Source organism: Pseudohongiella sp. (assembly GCF_040877505.1).
GTDB lineage: Bacteria > Pseudomonadota > Gammaproteobacteria > Pseudomonadales > Pseudohongiellaceae > Pseudohongiella.
In genome coordinates this window covers 138,475-157,590 of the sequence record NZ_JBBDNQ010000042.1, presented here as the reverse complement: position 1 = coordinate 157,590, position 19,116 = coordinate 138,475, and the positions used below count along the sequence as shown (strand labels likewise).

Annotated in this window: 15 protein-coding genes; 5 read left to right on the top strand and 10 right to left on the bottom strand. The window is 57.0% G+C overall.

Annotation, left to right across the window (positions count from 1 at the left end; genetic code table 11):
• The first annotated feature begins 34 nt into the window (after positions 1-34).
• Complete coding sequence (locus WD071_RS15780) at positions 35-3,247, top strand: SNF2-related protein (RefSeq protein ID WP_368049358.1); 3,213 nt, start codon at positions 35-37, stop codon at positions 3,245-3,247.
• Positions 3,248-3,322: 75 nt separating this feature from the next.
• Here WD071_RS15780 and WD071_RS15775 read toward each other — a convergent pair whose 3' ends face one another.
• Positions 3,323-3,985, bottom strand: a complete 663-nt coding sequence (locus tag WD071_RS15775) for a putative 2OG-Fe(II) oxygenase (RefSeq protein ID WP_368049357.1) — start codon at positions 3,983-3,985, stop codon at positions 3,323-3,325.
• A gap of 239 nt (positions 3,986-4,224) precedes the next feature.
• Between WD071_RS15775 and WD071_RS15770 the strand changes: the two genes are divergently transcribed.
• Entirely contained in the window at positions 4,225-4,833 is a 609-nt protein-coding gene (locus WD071_RS15770) for a hypothetical protein (RefSeq protein WP_368049356.1), read from the top strand.
• A gap of 29 nt (positions 4,834-4,862) precedes the next feature.
• A complete protein-coding gene (locus WD071_RS15765; RefSeq protein ID WP_368049355.1) occupies positions 4,863-6,338 on the top strand; it encodes a PepSY-associated TM helix domain-containing protein in 1,476 nt (491 codons plus the stop codon).
• Here WD071_RS15765 and WD071_RS15760 read toward each other — a convergent pair.
• From WD071_RS15760 to WD071_RS15725, 8 genes are all read right to left on the bottom strand, one after another.
• Positions 6,259-6,591 (bottom strand): DUF3325 domain-containing protein, encoded by a 333-nt coding sequence (locus WD071_RS15760; RefSeq protein ID WP_368049354.1) that lies wholly within the window; start codon positions 6,589-6,591, stop codon positions 6,259-6,261. The genes WD071_RS15765 and WD071_RS15760 overlap by 80 nt on opposite strands.
• A complete protein-coding gene (locus tag WD071_RS15755) occupies positions 6,588-8,231 on the bottom strand; it encodes a PepSY-associated TM helix domain-containing protein (protein WP_368049353.1) in 1,644 nt (547 codons plus the stop codon). The genes WD071_RS15760 and WD071_RS15755 overlap by 4 nt, the downstream gene beginning before the upstream one ends.
• A complete protein-coding gene (locus tag WD071_RS15750) occupies positions 8,228-8,503 on the bottom strand; it encodes a hypothetical protein (RefSeq protein ID WP_368049352.1) in 276 nt (91 codons plus the stop codon). The genes WD071_RS15755 and WD071_RS15750 overlap by 4 nt, the downstream gene beginning before the upstream one ends.
• A gap of 31 nt (positions 8,504-8,534) precedes the next feature.
• Positions 8,535-10,712, bottom strand: coding sequence for a TonB-dependent siderophore receptor (locus WD071_RS15745; protein WP_368049351.1), 2,178 nt, complete (start codon positions 10,710-10,712; stop codon positions 8,535-8,537).
• 126 nt (positions 10,713-10,838) lie between these two features.
• Complete coding sequence (locus WD071_RS15740) at positions 10,839-12,056, bottom strand: type II toxin-antitoxin system HipA family toxin (RefSeq protein WP_368049350.1); 1,218 nt, start codon at positions 12,054-12,056, stop codon at positions 10,839-10,841.
• A complete protein-coding gene (locus tag WD071_RS15735) occupies positions 12,053-12,388 on the bottom strand; it encodes a hypothetical protein (protein WP_368049349.1) in 336 nt (111 codons plus the stop codon). Before WD071_RS15735 ends, WD071_RS15740 begins: the two co-directional genes overlap by 4 nt.
• Before the next feature lie 134 nt (positions 12,389-12,522).
• Complete coding sequence (locus WD071_RS15730) at positions 12,523-14,760, bottom strand: NADP-dependent isocitrate dehydrogenase (RefSeq protein ID WP_368049348.1); 2,238 nt, start codon at positions 14,758-14,760, stop codon at positions 12,523-12,525.
• Positions 14,761-14,878: 118 nt separating this feature from the next.
• Positions 14,879-15,610 carry a MauE/DoxX family redox-associated membrane protein gene (locus tag WD071_RS15725; protein WP_368049347.1) on the bottom strand — a complete coding sequence of 244 codons (732 nt, stop codon included), beginning with the start codon at positions 15,608-15,610 and terminating at the stop codon, positions 14,879-14,881.
• Positions 15,611-15,776: 166 nt separating this feature from the next.
• Here WD071_RS15725 and WD071_RS15720 point away from each other — a divergent pair, with 166 nt between their 5' ends.
• Positions 15,777-16,439: a hypothetical protein gene (locus WD071_RS15720; protein WP_368049346.1), complete on the top strand. Its 663-nt coding sequence runs from the start codon at positions 15,777-15,779 to the stop codon at positions 16,437-16,439.
• 48 nt (positions 16,440-16,487) lie between these two features.
• On the opposite strand, the gene WD071_RS15715 is transcribed toward WD071_RS15720, so the two are convergent.
• Positions 16,488-16,949 carry an isoprenylcysteine carboxylmethyltransferase family protein gene (locus WD071_RS15715; RefSeq protein ID WP_368049345.1) on the bottom strand — a complete coding sequence of 154 codons (462 nt, stop codon included), beginning with the start codon at positions 16,947-16,949 and terminating at the stop codon, positions 16,488-16,490.
• Between the two features lie 135 nt (positions 16,950-17,084).
• Between WD071_RS15715 and WD071_RS15710 the strand changes: the two genes are divergently transcribed.
• Positions 17,085-19,109, top strand: coding sequence for a 4Fe-4S binding protein (locus WD071_RS15710; RefSeq protein ID WP_368049344.1), 2,025 nt, complete (start codon positions 17,085-17,087; stop codon positions 19,107-19,109).
• Positions 19,110-19,116: the final 7 nt, after the last annotated feature.

Genomic DNA, 19,116 nt, shown 5'->3' with positions numbered 1-19,116 from the left:
AGTACGGCGCACACGCCAACGGACGATTGACTTCATGCAGTTCACCATCAAAGACATCCAGGACATGGCCTCAGACGTCACCTTTGATCGCGGCCTGCGCTATTACCGCAGCGGTCAGGCCCGCATCACCGAGTATGCGCCCGGCCAGAGCAGTTTCTACGCCGAGGTGCAGGGTTCGGGCACGCGCCCCTATCGCGTGATTGTCAGTATGGGTCATTTTCTCAGTGGCGACTGCAGCTGTCCCGTGGGGTTTGACTGTAAACATGCGGTAGCGGCGGCCCTGCAATGGCTGGCAGATAATGACATGGCAGCTCAGCGCGATCGGGGGCGGCAACCTGATGCCCTACAACGCTGGTTAAGCGAACTGCCCGACAGTGGCACCGCAAGAACCGACACGCTGACCTATGGCCGACACCATGTATTGTACGAGTTGAGGGTGTCCGGGCAGCAGGTTCGGCTGCACCTGAAGAAGGCCTATCTGAAAAAGAACGGGAAGTGGAGCCAGCTCACTTATTTTACGCCAGACTACTATTCGCTGAGATGGAATCGCCCCGCACATGTGACCGAGGAAGATGTTGCCATCCTGCAATTACTGCCTCGTTATCACGAACTGTCGGGCTGCGAGCTTGATGGAGAAGCCGCGCGACTGGCGCTGGAACACATGCTGCACACCGGGCGCTTGATTTGCGCCGGCCAGGTGGTCACGCGCGGACCCGCGCATACCTTGCAGTGGCAGTGGGACACTGATGCACGCGGGCACTATCAGTTACGTGCCGGCCTTGCCGAATTGGCATATGTGGACAGCGATGCCAGTTGGTTGCCCATTACCACCACACCACCGTTTTATCTAAACCTGGCGCAATCGCAACTCGGTGATCTGATCACACCTGTAGCCCCTCATCAGCTCACGCACCTGATGGACATGCCGCCAGTCCCGTCCGACGAGATGCCTACGATCGCCGCTAAACTGCGACGTGTATTGAATGCGGACCAGTTGCCGGTGCCGGTTGAACTGCCGCAAGCGGTTGAAGCCAATGAGCCGTTGCCATGCCTGACACTGGAGCCGGTCAGTCTGTTCGGCAACCCTTCGTTGCCGGCGGCCCTGGTACATTTTGAATACGCCGGCCAACAACAGGCGCCACGTTACGACCCGGCGTCACGCCTGCACGATGAACCACAACAAATAGGTGATCAACTGGTCCAGATCAACCGTGATATGGCACAGGAAGATCAATACCTGGCGCAATTGCGCGAGGTCGGCCTGAAGCTGCACAGCCAGGTGAATGACCACGCCTTTGCCTGGCTACCGGAACCCAGGCAAGTCCCCGGCTTGATTGCCTTCTGGGAGGATTTTCTGGCACGGCAGATCCCGGCACTGGAACAACGTGGCTGGCGGGTGCAATTCGATGACAGTGTGCACCCGAACATCAGCAACGTTGAGTTTGAATTTGACATCAGCGATGAATCCAGTCACTGGTTTGAGCTGGGCCTGAGCCTGCCGCTGAGTGACGGACGCGAACTCAACACCACGGATGTGGTGGCGCAGTGGCTGAAGCAGGGTAGTCCCGATGAGCTGATCATCCCTGATGAAGGCGAGTGGCTACGCATCGATACCCGCGCATTAAACACCGTGCAGGATCTGATTACCGAACTGTATAACCGCAAACAATTAAACAAACCCGCCCGGCTGGCAGCTTTTCAGATAGCGCAACTGCAGGATATACCGGATCTGAATTACCGCGCTGCGCCGATGACGCAACAACTACTTCAGCAACTCAGGGACTTTAACGGCATAGAGGCCGTACCTTTGTCTCCGCAAATGCAGGCGACGCTGCGTCCCTATCAACAGGACGGACTTAACTGGCTGGCGTTTCTGCATCGTTATCATCTGGGCGGTATCCTGGCAGATGACATGGGCTTGGGCAAAACCCTGCAGGCGCTGGCCCTGCTGCAGCACATCAAGGACCAGGGCCAGCTGGATACCCCGGCGCTGATCCTGGCGCCGACCAGTCTGACGGGCAACTGGATGCATGAGGCCGCACGGTTTGCCCCGCACCTGAAGGTGACGCTGATTCATGGCCCGGACCGTGCCAGTGCCTTTGCACATATCGCAAGAAGCGATGTGGTCATTACTACCTACCCTTTGCTGCCACGTGACATTGAGCACTATAAGGACATTCATTTCAGCGTACTGATCCTGGATGAGGCGCAGGCTATAAAGAACCCGACCACTAAAATCTCCGTCCAGGCGCGCCGCGTGAACGCGCGCACGCGTCTTTGTCTGACCGGCACACCGCTGGAGAATCACCTGGGTGAGCTGTGGTCGCTGATGGACTTTGCACTGCCCGGCTTGCTGGCCGGACGCAAGACGTTTCAGCAGCAGTTTCGTACACCGATTGAAAAGCATGCTGATGCTGAGCAGCAAAAGTTGCTGGCACGCCGGGTCGCCCCCTTTATGTTGCGCCGCAGAAAATCAGAGGTGGTGAAGGAGTTGCCACCCAAAACAGAGATTGTGCAGTACGTCGAACTGGCAGGTAAGCAACGGGCACTGTACGAGAGCATCCGGGTCAGCATGGAAAAGCGCATCCGCGACCTGGTGGCCCAGCAGGGCATGCAGCGCAGTCATATCCAGTTTCTGGATGCGTTATTGAAATTGCGCCAGGCCTGTATCGATCCGCGCCTGGTCAAGTTGGAAAAAGCCGCTGCCATTCGTGAACACGCCAAAATGGACTGGCTGACCGACAATCTGCCGCAGCTGCTGGAAGAAGGTCGCCGTGTGCTGATCTTCTCGCAATTTACGGAATTACTGGCGCTGATTGAACAGGAGTTGACGGCATTGGATATCTCCTATTGCAAACTGACCGGGCAGACCCGGAAGCGTCAGGAGCAGATAGATCGTTTCCAGCGCGGCGAAGCCAGTGTATTCCTGATCAGCCTGAAAGCCGGTGGCAGCGGTCTGAATCTGACCACCGCCGATGTTGTCATCCACATGGATCCGTGGTGGAACCCTGCGGTGGAAAATCAGGCAACCGACCGTGCGCACCGCATCGGTCAGGACAAACCGGTTTTTGTCTACAAGCTGGTCGCCGCCGATACCGTGGAAGAGCGCATACAACAGATGCAGCAGAAAAAGCAGACGCTGGCCGACAGACTGTTTGATGACGCTGTCGCCAGCAGCGTACCCCTGGATCAAGACGCCCTGCTCTCGCTGCTGTCAGGAAAGAATGGGGACGGAGGGAATACTTAAACAAAGAATGGGGACGGAGGGAATACTTAGTCAGCTCAAAGGCTGATTAAGTATTCCCTCCGTCCCCATTCTTTCCTAGGCTTTCTCGGCATCCGTCAGTTTGCTGAACCCAAGCTGCACGTTTGCCGAATAGATTATCCTCAGGTCATCGCTCTCATGCGGCTCGGTGTTGTGGGTCATATAGCTGGGGAACACCACAAACATGCCTTTTTTCGGCTGGATGGAAAACCGGTACGGCATCCAGCAGATCTCAGGTGGATAGAAGTGCTGGAAATGTGCGCGGGCCGGGTTCTCGAACACCAGCTTGCCGGTTCCGTCGGTAGCGGCCGCGTAGAACACCAGGCTCAGATGTGACATCGGATGGGTGTGCTGCGGCACGTAGTGCCCCCTGCCATAGACCGATGCCCAGGCACTGTCCAGTCGCATGTCAATGCCGGCCTTGTCGACCACGCGCAGATACTGCGCAAACACCTCGCGAGCGGCACTATTTATGAAATCAAAGTCTGCTTGCTTGGCCAGATTCACGCTGTAATACGAGGTGAATCCATGCTGCCTGATATCATCTGCACTTTGTGCGCGCTTGCCACTGTGCCAGGCGTCACTGATAAGACCCGCGTCGGGATATTCCTGCATCAAGCCCATTGCCTTGGCATGGAATGTGTCAGCGATGGCGTCGATGCCCGGGTAGTCATCAAGTGTGATCACCGGATGACTGAACATTTGAATTATCTGACCCATAACCTGCCTCTCTAGGTATCGCCAATGGAGCAGGCACACGTTACCCGCTCGCTCAAGCAATCTTAGCTTGTGCGCATGGCCCCGGCAAACGCGAGAATGGGGAAGGCAGAATGGGGACGGAGGGAATACTTTTGAGGGAATAAAAAGTATTCCCTCCGTCCCCATTATGCCGCTCTGGATAAATTGCAAAGCTAAACGATAATTACTATCATTATGGTTTTGCAATGAGGCCGCCCGGCATGACTGTCTTCTACTGGCAACATATCCACGCACTCTGGGCGGGTGCCGCGACGCTGGCCATGTTGGTGGGCATCGGTCTGATCTATCGATCCTGGCGCTGGCACAAACGCGGTGGCCTGATCCCAGGTTGGGGAATACTGGCGTTGTCGCTGGCAGGCTGGAGCATTGCCGGTGGCACCTGGATCGGTCTGCCTGTCGGGATCAGTGTCTTGATGGTGCTGATCATCACCTGGATAGCCGTTCAGGGACAATGGCCGATGCAGACCAGAACCACAGCACAACGCACCGGGCAAGGTGGCGCTGCCGCCGTGCAATCCTCCCCCGCCGGCTACTCTGCCGTCCCGGCCCGGACCTGGCTGCGCGGCGGCGCACGCTTTCTGGTCGCAGGCCCATTGGCCGCTCTGTTTGCACTGACCACCAGCCTCTTGCTGGCGCAGCTTCTCATGTCCATCGACGCAGACCGCGTGTTCACCGAACGGCTGGCAGTGACACTGATCTGGACGGCGGGCATGGCCTGGGCCTGCACCGCCACAAGGCTGACAGGTCCAACCATCATCATGACATCGAGTACAGTACTTGCGTTAACGCTGTTGTTATTGTTGCACTGACAGCAATTTACCCTGACAGGGAGTCCCGCATGACCCGATTAAAAAAACCCGATGCCAATTTTTTCCGGCAGATGCTGTCTGGCCACTCGGTACTGGGACTGACGGCTGCTTTTCTGATGTATGTAATTTGTGTCAGCGGCACGCTGGCCGTGTTCTACAAAGAATTCTGGCGCTGGGAACAACCCACCGCCACCATCGAGACCATGGAAGTCAGCGGGCAGCGCATCGAACAGGCCGTGCAACATGCCATTGCTGACCTGGGCCATGCGCCGGACTTTATTGGCCTGGACATGCCTACCTCCGACTGGCCACGTATGTCCATCAGTTATGGTGAACAACGCCGCTACGTGGCTGCGGACGGATCGCTGGAGGCGGATGTTGATCGCCCGTGGACGTCATTTCTGGCCCGATTGCATTTTGCTCTGAACCTGCCGCTGGAGCTGGGCGTTGTCATCGTCGGGATATTCGGCGTGTTGCTGACAGCTCTCATTGTTTCCGGCTTTCTCGCCCACCCGGGCATCCTGCGCGATGCATTTTCGCTGCGCCTGTCACGCTCGCGGCAATTGCAACAGACTGATCTGCACAACCGGCTCAGCGTCTGGGCAGCGCCATTTCATCTGATCATTGCGGTCACCGGTGCCATCCTCGGCCTGGCGGGCGCCATCAGTCTGGCGGCTTCCCTGCTACAAGCACCAGAAACGGGTGACCCGGCACCTGCAGCAGAACAAACTGCCGTATCGACAGCACTGCCCGATTTCGACGCCATCTGGCAGTCATTCTCCGAACGATCACCGCTTGACCAGGTGTTTTACCTGTCTGTTTATGAACCCGCTACCGACGGACAAGAGGTAGAACTCAGTGCGATCCAGCCCGACCGCCTGTACTGGTCACAAAGCCACCGCTACGACGCTGATGGCAATTACCTGCGTGCGGTCGGCGGCGCAGCAGCCAGTGTCGGGGGACAAATGCAGGCATCGCTGTATCGGCTGCATTTCGGACATTTTGGCGGCATGCCGGTCAAGATAATCTTCCTTTTGCTGGGCACAGCGCTGTGCATCGTCACCGCCACCGGCGTCAACATCTGGCTGGCGAAACGACGGCAACGCAAATTACCGGCCGACACCATTGACCGGCTGTGGCAGTTCAGCGTGTGGGGCACACTGCTGCTGATATCCTTGTCCGCCGTGATGCACCTGGCACTGGGCATAGCGCCGATCCCGGTGTTCTGGGGAGGTTTGTTGATACTGGCCGCCATCGCCTGGCGCCGGGGCACACCGCTGGCGTGGGCGTATCATCTGCGGCAGTGGGCATGGCTTGTGACCGCCGCCGTGCCTGTGGTTCACACCCTGCGTTTTGGGTCGGCTGCGTGGCAGGGCGGCAGCCTGAGTGTGAATCTGGTCTGGCTGGCACTGGCCGCCGGCCTGTTCATATTCCAGCAAACAACAACAGTCCGCTCGGCAGCGCCACCAACACAATCGGCACCAGCCAGCGAGGCCGGTAGCTGAGCACCAGCACCACACTTGTTGTTGCCAGCGTCGCCGCGGCCAGCAGATACACCAGTGCCATGGCCCAGCCCTGCAAAACAATGGCGACCACGCTGGCCAGAGCCACCAACACCCAGCCCGAGACACGCCAGACGCCCGCCATGGGTACTGGCGTACTGCGCTGTCGGTAGCGGGCAGAGGCAACCGCCAGACTGCCCACGCCGGCGAGGACAAGCAGACATAAAACCAGTGACAGCAGCGGCGGCTGAGTCATCGCGACACTCCCAGCGTCGATGCAGCCGCATCGTGTGGCAAGTGCCGGTTAACATAACCCAAACGTGATGCCAGATATCCGGCGATCACCAATAATGTGAGACCCAGCGCCAGTACGGTCAGATCAAACCCGGCCAACACCCAGTCCTGCGCGGGCACTGATTGTCCAAGATGGCGATCCGTGGTCAGCCAGTTGAGCACCGGCAGCGCGGCAAACGCGAGTCCGCCCAGCGCGAACTGCTCAACCCAGGCCTGTCGGGTAGGTCGCACTGCCGCATGCAAAAGCATGGCCGCCCAGGTCAGAAACAGGGCATGCGCTTCCCAGTCGGCGCGTGACACAAAGTCGACCGGCAACAAACGATTGGCCCAGAAGTAAGCGGCGATGCCCACAAACAACCCGGCTATTGTGCCCACATTCAATTTCTCCACCAGCAGCAAACCCGCCGATGGCGGCACCCTGGTCCGCACGGCCTGCTCACGGCGTTTGACGGTCCACATCACCATGCCAGTGGCCACCATGCCCGTGCCCAGCACGCCGGAGAAGAAATATAACCAGCGCAGCACGGGAGCAGCAAACAACCCTTCATGCAAGCCCAGTGATACATCACGTATGCGCTTGGTGGTGGATGTGGCAGATGGCAAGGCATGAATCAGACTGCCGTTGCTGCCATCAAATACCAATAGGCCCTCACTGTTGGCGACCGTTTGCTCAGCATTTTCGTGAACGAAAATACGCGCATTGGCATCTCCCGGATGCCGAATATCCAGGCTTCGCACCCGGTTCTCGCCCCAATGCTGCTCCGCTTCCGCCACGACCAGCGCCAGCGACACCAATGGCGCCGCCTCGCCAGCGGCCGCCGTCAACCCGGGCGGATCAAATACCTCGGCAAAGAATTCACCTCGGGCGCCGTTGTCAGTGCCGTAGTAGGCAGAGTATACCAGGGGCATGAATGAGAACCCCATGAACAACAGGCCGGAGTAGGTGATCATCAAATGAAACGGCAGTGCTGCCACGCTCAGCAAGTTGTGCGCATCAAGCCATGAGCGCTGCCCTTTTCCGGGACGAAAAGTAAAAAAGTCACGAAATATACGCTTGTGAATAATCACGCCGGCAATGATGGCAACAAACATGAACATCGTGGCCAAGGTGATGATCCAGTCGGAATAGTTACGACTGAGATAATGCAGCCGCCAATGCATCTGGTACAGCAACTGACCGCCGCCGGTATCACGCGCTTGCAAAACGGCACCATCACGCAAATCGATCAGCGCGTTGCCTGACGTTTGCTGCGCGCCTTGTTCAGGATCAGCGCCGCGCCAGAACAGACTGGCATAGGGTTGGTTGCGGTCGACAGGAAGAGACAAGAACCATTGTTCAGCGCCAGGTGCCACAAGACGGGCATGATTTAACAACACCGGCACGCTGTCCGATGCATCGACCCCGATTTGCGCGGGCGGAAGTTCCGGTTGCATCCAGCGATCGATTTCCGTGTCAAAATAGCCTGCCGTTCCGGTCACAAAAACAAAAAACAGCAACCAGATAAAGGTCAGCCCCACCCAGGTGTGCAACCACGTCATGGTCTGACGAAAGCCCGCCTTGGCTGGCGTTGCGGCGCGGCTGTCGGATCGACGGCGGCTCATGACTGAGCGACCAGCGCTTGACCCGCCAGCGTCAGCGTTATGGCGCCGGTGACAAAAACCAGCCAGGCAAGGCCCGGACGGCGCGTATGCGCCACCCAGACGATTGCGGCGGCGTAGACCACAAACCCAAGCAGATGCCCGGTCATCGCCGCCTCACTGCGCGACCCTGTCAGCACACCTCCGAGAAAGACGCCGGCCGCAGAGGCAAATGCATACCCCCCGAGCAGACCGGCAGCTATCAGTGAGATCAGTCGCCACCCGTGCATATCCATTCGCTCACTCCCCGACGCTGACAAGGCCTGTTCAGAAGTCATAACGCAGCGATGCGGTCACATTCCGCGGCTGACCGTACTCCAGCTGACTGTAGAAACCGATCTGGCTGTAGTAGGTTTCGTCCAGCAGGTTATCGACGTTCAACTGCGCCGACAGATTGGCACTGATGTCATAACGCGCCATCAGACTGACCAGACTGAATGCTTCCTGCTCCAACCGCTCGCTGGAACCGGTTACGGGATTGGTAGCATTCATGTACTCACGACCCTGCCAGTTGACACCGCCGGCTACAGTCAGGCTGTTCAGCGCACCGGCGAAGCGGTAAGTGCTGTACAGTTTCAGCAGCTCGCGCGGATTGTCGGTATTGACGTCATTGCCGGCCGCGTCTTCCACCTCAAAACGCGTGTAACTGAAGCTGACATCCCAGCCTGACGCCAGTTGTCCCACAATTTCCATTTCGTAGCCGGTACTGTTGGCGCCTTCGGCGGCAAAGTAGGCCTGGCCGTTGTCGGAACCCGGTACGATGAAGTCGCCATCGGGCTGCCCCAGATCGTCCTGCAGAATATCAAACACCGATACCGTGGTTTGCAAAGCACCATCAAAGAACAGGCTTTTCAGACCCAGTTCCTGACTTTCGCCAGTGATCGGATCCAGGAAGTCACCATTGCGATCCTGCAGATTCTGCGGCTGGAAGATTTCTGTATAGCTGCCATAAACCGTGTGCTGATTGTTGAATTCGTACAGCGCACCGACATACGGAATAAATACATTGGTGTCTCCGAATGATCGCGCCGTACCGTAAGCAACGCCTGCCTGTTCCCAGTCCGCCAGGCGGCCACCGGCGATCACTTTAAATTGATCAGTCAATGACAGACGCGTAGCACCATAAACACCAAACTGATCAGTCGTGGACTCAATATCGGTATTGCGGACACCCCAGGTCGCTTGCGGATAACTGCCATCCCACTGATTAAAATTGCCGACCGGCGCGATATTGCTGCGTGCCCGGGAGAAGGCAATATTGTCCTCTGTGTGATCAACCACACCAAAGGTCACTTCATGCACTCGGCCCAGCAACTGATAATCGCCATTGACGTTCAGGCTGATACTGGTCTGCTCGCGATCGGTGTCGGCGTTGCGGGGTGATGGCCTCATACCCAGTCCGGTTTCGCGGTCCGGCGCGCCTGACATGTAAATCAGCATCTGTTTTGATGCATTGACGTTATTGTTCAGGCTCAGTTTGGCATTCCAGCCATTGCGGAATTCATGCACCAGATCCACATAATAGTTCTCGACTTCGGACGACCAGGTGGTCCAGTGGGCACCAATGGTTTTGCTGCGCGACCAGTCAGTGCGCGAACCATCGGCATGCCAGGTGGGCAGACCGCCCCAGGTAGAGGCCGTGGGTTCATTGTCCTGGTAGGTGGCACCAACGCGCAGTAATGTCTGGTCGGTCACATCCATGTCGATCACGCCGTAAAGCACGGTTTTGGTGTCTCCGCCAAGAGCGCGGAACGAATCACCGTCCTGATAGTGTGTCACCAGACGCCCGCGTACAGTACCGCTGGCATTCAAAGGGGTGCTGACATCAGCAGTCAGCCCGTAGGTATTCCAGCGCCCGGCCGAGGCGCTCAGCGAACTGGTAAATTCCCGGCTGTCCGCGTGTTTGCGCACCAGGTTGATCGACGCAGACGGATTACCGGCGCCGGTGAGCAACCCTGTCGCGCCACGTACCACTTCTACGCGCTCGTACAGGCTGGTGTCGGACTGGGTTTCGCCAGCGTTATTGCCGGGCTGCCAGTAGATCGGCACACCATCAATCTGGTAGTTGTTCACGGAAAAGCCGCGTGAGGAATATGTCGAGCGGGTGCTGTCCTGCGCCCGGGCCGAGACGCCCGCAGCGTTGTCGACAACATCGGTCAGCGAGCGCAGATTCTGGTCGGCGATGCGCTCGGCGGTCATCACACTGACGGACTGCGGCGTCTCGTACAGAGTCAGGCCCAGACCGGTGGCGGAATCGAGGCGTTCGTTGGTGGTGTAGCGGCTGGTGACAATGATTTCATCAACCGAGTCGCCGGTTTCGGCACTGTCCTGTGAGGACTGGGCATACCCGACGCTGCACAGCGTCAAGGTGAGTAATGAGGCTAATGAGGTAATAACTGTGGCGCGACCCGCACGAGGCTCCACTGTGGTGTGAAATTCAAACATGATCTATCTTCCCTTGCCAGCTTAACAAAACGCGAATGCTATCGAGAATCGTTATCGTTTGCAAGAAAAGCGATAAATATATTTCAAATACCTGATCTAACCGCCTTCAGTACCTCGCGGACCGGGTCACGATTGAATTGCTGTCGAATACAGCGCGATGTCTGCGCTACTCATGTCCAGTTGTCGTGCGATATGCTGCCACCCGCGCAATGCAGCCGTCACCTCCAGAATAATGGCTTCGGCCTGTTCGTGCGTCAGCGCAAAAAACGGCGCTGCTCTGCGGGCAATATCAAGATCGGCATCCGGCCCTTCATCCGATATCCACGTACTTAATTCACGGGGCTTTTCTTCCAGGGGCACAGGATTCAGGTCATAGGCTGGTGACAATCGCCATTTGCCATTTCTATCATACAGGAATCCGTGGTTACGCAAATGATCGTCAAGATTGCCAATCAGCACGCTGAAAACAATTCGCCGCCAAAGTTCATGTAGATCGACCGTTGGTTCACTGGAGTACATCCGAATACATTCGGCGATATCGGTATAGGTTGCCTCGTCGCCATCGTTAAGACCCAGCAAACTCATGGCCGACAAAAACGGAATACGCTGCCCTTGCCTGCGATCGAAGCGTGTTATCAATGCAACCGGCCGACCTGCCACGTCCTGCAATTTTGCTGTCGCGACGTGCATGCCGGCCTTGGCGGCCAGTGTCATTGCCAACACTTCGCCATGCGTGATGCTGCGATCATCGTCGGGTTTGGGAAATTTGGCGATGGCCAGGGTGCCGTCATTGTCCATGACCGCTGATTTCGGGCGTGCGCCACCCAGTGGTGAACCTTCATTCAACAGCAGCTTTAAATCTTCAGCTGTTTCAGTATTGGTTTGAACGGCATCCGCGGCGTTGATCAGTGCCGGTAATTGAATCAATGGAGGGACCCGATAATGACCTATGTCATGATCAAAACTGATTTCACCCTCACGCTTGTAGCGCAGGGCACCAATTCGCGTTTGATCGGTGATCGCTAACAGGTAGTCGATCTCTGTTAGAACCCGATTTTCCCCCGCTTTGCGAAAGGCCCGTTTGATCAACTGCTGCCCCCATCGGTCAGGGGCGCTATCCCGCATGGCACCAGGCAGTGCCGACTTGTCGGACGTGGTGTAGATCTGCCCCTCGCGCAAGGGCAGGTTTGCCGGATCCAGAGCGAAAGCGTGGGGATTTTTCAGCCATTCTTCTGCGTATTCGAAAACCGAGCTCTGCCCACGACGTTTGGCGACATAACGACATCTGCCCACAAAATGTGTCCCATCGGCATGATCCATGTAGATCTCGATGGTGTCCGTCATGGGCGTTCCGGCCTCGGACGACGCGGCTGCACTTTTTGGGGCAGCCGGTCTTCGTCTATGTCCAGCCCCAGGGTGTCAGTGCTACGATCGGCGACATTCCCCAGTCCGTCAACCAGGCCCAGCATCGCGAGCACGGTCACGTAAATACCCATGGAAACCGATGGATCGCCCTTCTCGACCTTGTAGAGTGTGCCACGGCTGATGAATGCACGCTCGGCCATGGACACCGTTGAAATGCGACGTTTTTTGCGCGCAATCGCGATGTCTTCACCCAATTTGATCAGGGCATGGCGGGCTGCGCGCGGCAGAGTACTGGTGGCATGGGTTTTCATAAGATGTCTTATATTAATAACAATAAGTCGCTAATTGTTCATAATATAAGACATATTATTGTCTTGAGCAATACTTAATCGGCTGATACTCCAGTCATTACAGGATGACCGATGTCAGCACCCCCGAGTCAGTATCAAAGCCCGGCCAACGCCGCATTCAGCGTGGCAGACGGCCGCAGAGCGGCGGACACCAACTCGCCATTGGGCTGGTAGTAACCACCGATTTCAACCGGAGAACCCTGCACGCCATTGAGTTCGGCCAGGATCTCGGCTTCCTTGCTGTTCAAAAGCGCCGCCAGCTTGCCGAAACGCTCGGCCAGGGCAGCATCTTTGCTCTGCGCGGCCAGCGCTTCGGCCCAGTACATGCCCAGGTAGAAGTGGCTGCCACGGTTGTCAATCTGCCCAATCTTGCGGGCTGGCGACTTGTCATTATCCAGGAACTTCGCCGTGGCCTGATCCAGTGCATCTGCCAGGATCTGGGCGCGTTCGTTGTTGTTGCGCTGAGCCAGGTGCTCCAGAGATGCGGCCAGCGCCAGGAATTCACCCAGCGAATCCCAGCGCAGGTAGTTTTCTTCCACAAACTGTTGCACGTGTTTAGGCGCGGAACCACCGGCACCGGTTTCAAACAGTCCGCCGCCATTCATCAGCGGTACAATGGACAGCATCTTGGCCGAGGTACCCAGCTCCAGAATCGGGAACAGGTCGGTCAGATAATCACGCAGCACATTGCCAGTCACCGAAATCGTATCTTCGCCGTTTTTCATGCGCTTCAGCGTGTGCCGGGTTGCGGCATCGGGTGACATGATCTGGATGTCCAGACCGCTGGTGTCGTGCTCTTTCAGATACGCATTCACCTTCTTGATCAGCTCATTGTCATGTGCGCGGTTGCTGTCCAGCCAGAACACGGCAGGCATGCCACTGAGGCGCGAACGCGACACCGCCAGTTTGACCCAGTCGCGTATGGGAGCGTCTTTGACCTGACACATGCGCCAGATGTCACCTTTCTCAACTTCGTGGGAAAACACGGTGTCACCGGTCTTGTTCAGTACCACAACGTTGCCGTCAGCAGGTATTTCGAAGGTTTTATCATGCGAGCCGTATTCTTCCGCTTTCTGTGCCATCAGGCCCACATTGGGGCAGGTGCCCATGGTAGCCGGGTCGAAGGCACCGTGTTCACGGCAGAAGCTGATGGTTTCCTGATAGACGCCAGCGTAGGAGCGGTCGGGCACCATGGCCAGGGTATCCTGACGCTCGCCCTTGCGATCCCACATCTTACCGGAATCACGGATCATGGCGGGCATCGACGCATCGATAATGACATCGCTGGGCACGTGCAGGTTGGTAATGCCTTTGTCGGAATTGACCATGGCCAGTTCCGGCTGGCTGTTGTACACCGCCTGGATGTCGGCCTCGATGGCGGCGCGCTGATCATCGGGCAGCGTGGCGATTTTGGCCACGACATCACCGAAACCATTGGTCACATCCACGCCGAGCTGTTTAAAAGTGTCAGCATGTTTGTCGAACACGGATTTATAAAATACCCTGACCGCGTGGCCAAACATGATGGGGTCAGAGACTTTCATCATGGTGGCTTTCAGGTGCAATGACAGCAGTACACCCTGCTCTTTGGCAGCGGCAGTTTCCTCAGCGAGGAAGGTCTGCAATCTGGCTGCACTCATGCGGGCGGCATCCACGACTTCACCTTCCAGCACCTTGACCGACTCGCGCAATACCTGCTCACCGGCTACTGTCCTGAAAACAATCTTGAGGTCATCGGCCTGCGCGAAGGTTTTGGACTGCTCGCTGCCGTAAAAATCGCCGTCGCTCATGTGCGCAACGCGCGTTTTGGAATCAGTCGACCATTTACCCATGCGATGCGGGTGCTTTTTGGCGTAATTTTTCACCGAGGCGGGTGCACGGCGGTCTGAGTTGCCTTCGCGCAAAACCGGGTTCACCGCTGAACCTTTGACTTTGCCATAACGGGCCTGGATGTCACGCTCTTCATCGGTTTTGGGCTCAAAAGGATAGTCCGGCAGCTTGTAACCCTGCGCCTGCAGCTCCTTGATGGCGGCGACCAGTTGTGGAATCGACGCACTGATATTGGGCAATTTGATAATATTGGCTTCCGGCGTTTTTGCCAGCTCGCCCAGCTCCGCAAGGGCATCACCGATGCGTTGATCTTCGGCCAGGAATTCCGGGAACGTCGCAATAATACGGCCTGCCAGGGAAATATCACGGGTTTCCACGGAAACGCCAGCGGCCTTGGTGAACGACCGGATAATCGGCAGCAACGAGTAGGTTGCCAGGCGCGGCGCTTCATCCGTTTCAGTGTAGATGATCTTTGCGGTATCTGAGGTGTTAGCAGTCGACATGGTTATTCCTGTGCTTAAGTTCTTGGCGGGAATCTCTCTAAACGCAGGATTATAACACTGAAATAAAGCTCAAGTGTGGCAGACTGTTACCACTTTATTGACCATCCTGGCGCTGACGCTAGCGTACCCACATCCAGACCGCCGCCAGTATCATGAACAGGTTCTCGGTCAGGGAAACAAACCCCAGGGGCACATTGCTGTTGCCGCCAACGCACGCGCATTTCAACTCGCGCTTGTCGATATACACCGCCTTGAACACAGACACCGCACCCACACCCCCGATAAACAGGGCAATGGGCGAAACCGCCCACGCAGTCAGGCCTGCCAGCATGGCAACGCCCACATACAGCTCCGCGAACGGATACACATAAGCATACCGTACCACGCGCATGGCCAGCAGGTCGTAAACAATGAACTGGTTGGAGAAAGCGGTCAGATCGCGCAGTTTCTGAATGGCCAGGGCGCACATGGTGAGGGCCACGAACCACTCCAGCACGGGTATTGCCGCCAGCGTGCCACTGACATTCCACACCAGCGCCACCGACATGGCAAAGGCGGACAGGAAGATGGCCAGCACCGGCACGTAGGTGGTGCCGTCTTTTTTCTCCGACGGCATCCCGAAGTATTCACGCAGCGCGTCGTAGCCGCCTACGCGCTTGCCGTCAATAAAGGTCTGCGGCGTGGTATCCACCTGATGCTCACGCATGAATGCATCGGTTTCTTCTCGGGATTCGAGCGGTTTGTCGTCAACCTCGAAACCTTTGCGCTTAAGCAGATCACGGGATTTCAGGCCGAACGGACACAGGTGCTGATCGCTGACCATTCGGTACAGGGTTGCCGTTTTAGCCATGGTGTTACCTCCTACCGCATCATTTGCCAACCACACCATAACATATCGTGCATTTACATCAGAGCCATCAGGCTGCACAGATAAACCGGGCGCTCTGGAATAAAACGGCAAGGCCATACGTTAGGTTCAATGCAACCCTCCAACATAGCTAAAAAGGAACAATCAGATGAAAAGCCTGAATCAAAAACTGAGTTTACTGATAATGCTGTTCGCATTTTCTGTCGGCGCCCTGCAACCGGCGATGGCCCAAGGCAACTCTGCCAATGCCCCGGGCAAGAACAAAAATCTGGGCCACGGCAACGCTTCCAATGGCGTCAAAGCCATCATCCAGGCCAATCGACAGATTTTCTACTCCGGCGACTTGCTGGAAATCGGCGTCCGGTTCCCGCGTGGTGCCGACGTGATTCAGGAAGGAGAAGTCGATGCCTACCTTATGATCTTCTACCCGGATACCACGCTGCAGGCAGTGTCTGTGAGCAATGAGGCCAGCGCAGAAACGTCAAACCTGTTCCGCATTGATGAGGTCGATGTCGAATTCCTGCCTGAAGGCGTGTATCAACTGGGCGTAGTGCTCACAGTGGCTGATGGTGACCCATTGAACATGTCTGACTGGTACAACGGCATGCTGGGCCTGCTGACCGTTCGTGGCCTGACAGTCAGCGCTGAGCCACTGGATATTGACGATGACGGTGATGGTTTTGTCGACGGCGACACATCCGGAGACGGTTTTGTTGATGACGACACGGATGACGATCAGGCTGACGATGAATCATCTGATGACGGCACTACTGATGACAGCACAACCGATGGCTCAACAACAGGGTCGTAACTGGTTTTCTGACGCCATGGGACAAAAGTCAGACCTGTCCCATGGCGCTCAGATCCAGCGCCGCACCCCGGCGCAATACTGTTCAAACTCACTGCCGAACTTGTTCAGCAGTATCCTCTCTTCCGGCCCGATCTGATAACGCCCCATATACCGGATGAACAGCGCCAACATCAGGAATGCCGTAACATCGGCCAGGTAAACGGCCCAGCCCGCCAGGGCCAGCGCCATACCCAGGTACATCGGGTTACGGGTAAGTCGGTAAATGCCTCCGGTGACCAGTTGCGAGGTTTGCTCCGGATAACGCGGATCGACAGTGGTCTGTGCCCGACGAAAAGCCAGGCCGCCCGCCACGACCGCAGCCAGGCCAGCCACCACCAACAAAACCGCCACCACCAGCCCGGGCAGCGAATTCAGCCAGGGCAAAGGGTAAAAATCCTGCAATTGCCACATCAGCGCGGCGCTTATCAGCACCAGCAGCAATGGCGGTATTTTCAGTTCCAGTGACGTCATATCGTTGCCTTTCAAGCAGCCAGCCAAACGTGATTTTTTGTGGCGCGCCCCGGCGCTCAGCTACCACTGCCCGGGCGCCAACGGTATAGTATGCGCCATTCGCCCAGAATGCACAGAACAGGACTAGCGCGCCTTATGCTCCATACCAGATTGTATCGACTTTGCACCGCCCTCGTCATCGGGCTGGCCATGATACTGAGCAGCGCAGTGGTGAGTGCCCAGCCCCCGCGTCAGCCAATCGAGGGCAATCCGGTGCGTACGCCATTTTCCACCGATGTGCAGCCCGAGTGGTTGCAGCAGGTCATGCCCGGGGCCGATGAATTCTCCGACAAACAGGGCGAACCGCCGGTCTATCAGGCCTTTCGCTCGACCAGCAACGGTGGCCGGGAACTGATTGGTTATGTTTTCCTGACGGCAGATGTGCCGCCAGAGGAACGTGGATTCAGTGCTCCCATACCCATGCTGGTGGGGGTCGATCTGAACAATCAGCTTACCGGCATGAAAATTCTGCAGTACGTCGAATCCTATGTGAACACACTGGGCGACTTTCTGGCTGACCCGGTATTCCAGGGTCAGTTCGCGGGCAAATCCATCGCCGATGATTTCCGCATCAACAGCGATATTGACGGTATTGCCGGCGCCACGGTGAGCAGTTTTGCGATCACCCGTGGTATCCGGGAAGCTGCCCGACGGGTGGCCGGTGCCTACAATGGTTTCACGCCCGGCAGTGCTGTGGAGCGTGCCCGCTCACAGCGCATCCTGGATGAAATGAGGCAATACAGCTGGGATGAACTGGTCGCACAGGACATCATCAAACAGATCAGCATGACTCTGCCCGGTGGCGAAACCCTGACCCTGACCTTCACTTACATGGGGCATCCGGCGCTGGGTGAGTATTTTATCGGCAGCACAGCCTACGCACGCTCCGAGCGTGATGCCAGTGCCAGGCTCGGTGGCAACCAGATGATTCTGATGGCGGTGGGCGGCGACGGTTATCAGCAATTCCGGCAGGATCGTTTACATCTGCAGCAGGGCGATCTGCCCATGCGGCGGCTGACGGCCAATCTGCTGGTCTCGGCAGGCAACGCCGACGAAGGACTGATCACCAACCGCGCGGAGTTTGCCGGCGCCATTGTGCTGGATGATCGTTATGATCTATCGCAGCCCATCAATATTTTTTATCAGCCACTGGGCAGCCTCGATCCCTATGAGCTGCAATACGAAATCACGGGCCTGGGGCAGCGTCTGGCCAGCGGCGATCCCATCCTGAGCGCTGAGGAAATCGAACGCATCGAGCGCGCGGAGAACAGTGTCATTCGTCAGTTCCTCAATGATCCGCCCTGGGGTGTCACACCCTGGGGTGAGGTCGCTATGCTGCTGTTGATTTTTGCCCTGGTGCTGACTGCATTCTTCCGCAAGAGTGCACGCTGGCGCTGGGCAGCATTAACGCTGGTGATGGTCTATCTGGGTTTCATGAAGGCGGGCTTCCTGTCGGTGGCACACATTACCGGCGCCATGCTGCAGGGCCCCGGCTTCCTGCTCAACAATCTGCCGCTGTTGATGATTGTGGTCTTCACCGTTGTGACAACGCTGATCTGGGGACGACTGTTCTGCTCATCGCTGTGCCCGTTTGGCGCGGTGCAGGATTTCATCACCCGCTTTACGCCCAGACGCTGGTTGCTCAAGGTTCCGCAAAAATGGCACGACCTGGGGCTGTATACCAAATACGGTTTTCTGGCATTCATCATCGGCGCAGCGCTGTTTGCCAACAATGTCGCCGTGTTCCAGTATTTTGAACCGTTCGGCACGCTGTTTTTCCTGAGCGGATCAGCGCTGCTGTTTGCCATTCTGGCGGCCATCCTGCTGGCCTGCGTGGTGGTACCACGCTTCTACTGCCGTTATGTGTGTCCGCTGGGGGCTGCCCTGGGGGTCGTGTCACTGGTCAGTCCGTTACGCATCAGGCGGGTGCCGCAATGCTCAGTCTGCACGGTCTGTGAACATGCCTGCCCGACCGGTGCAATTCGCCGCGAGAAGATCGATTTCAAGGAATGTGTGCGCTGCGATATCTGCGAAACCAAACTCATCAACAAGGCCGGCTCCTGCCGCCATGACATGAGCAAAATCATCGTACGGCACAAGGAGCTGAAGCCAACGTCATGACAACGGG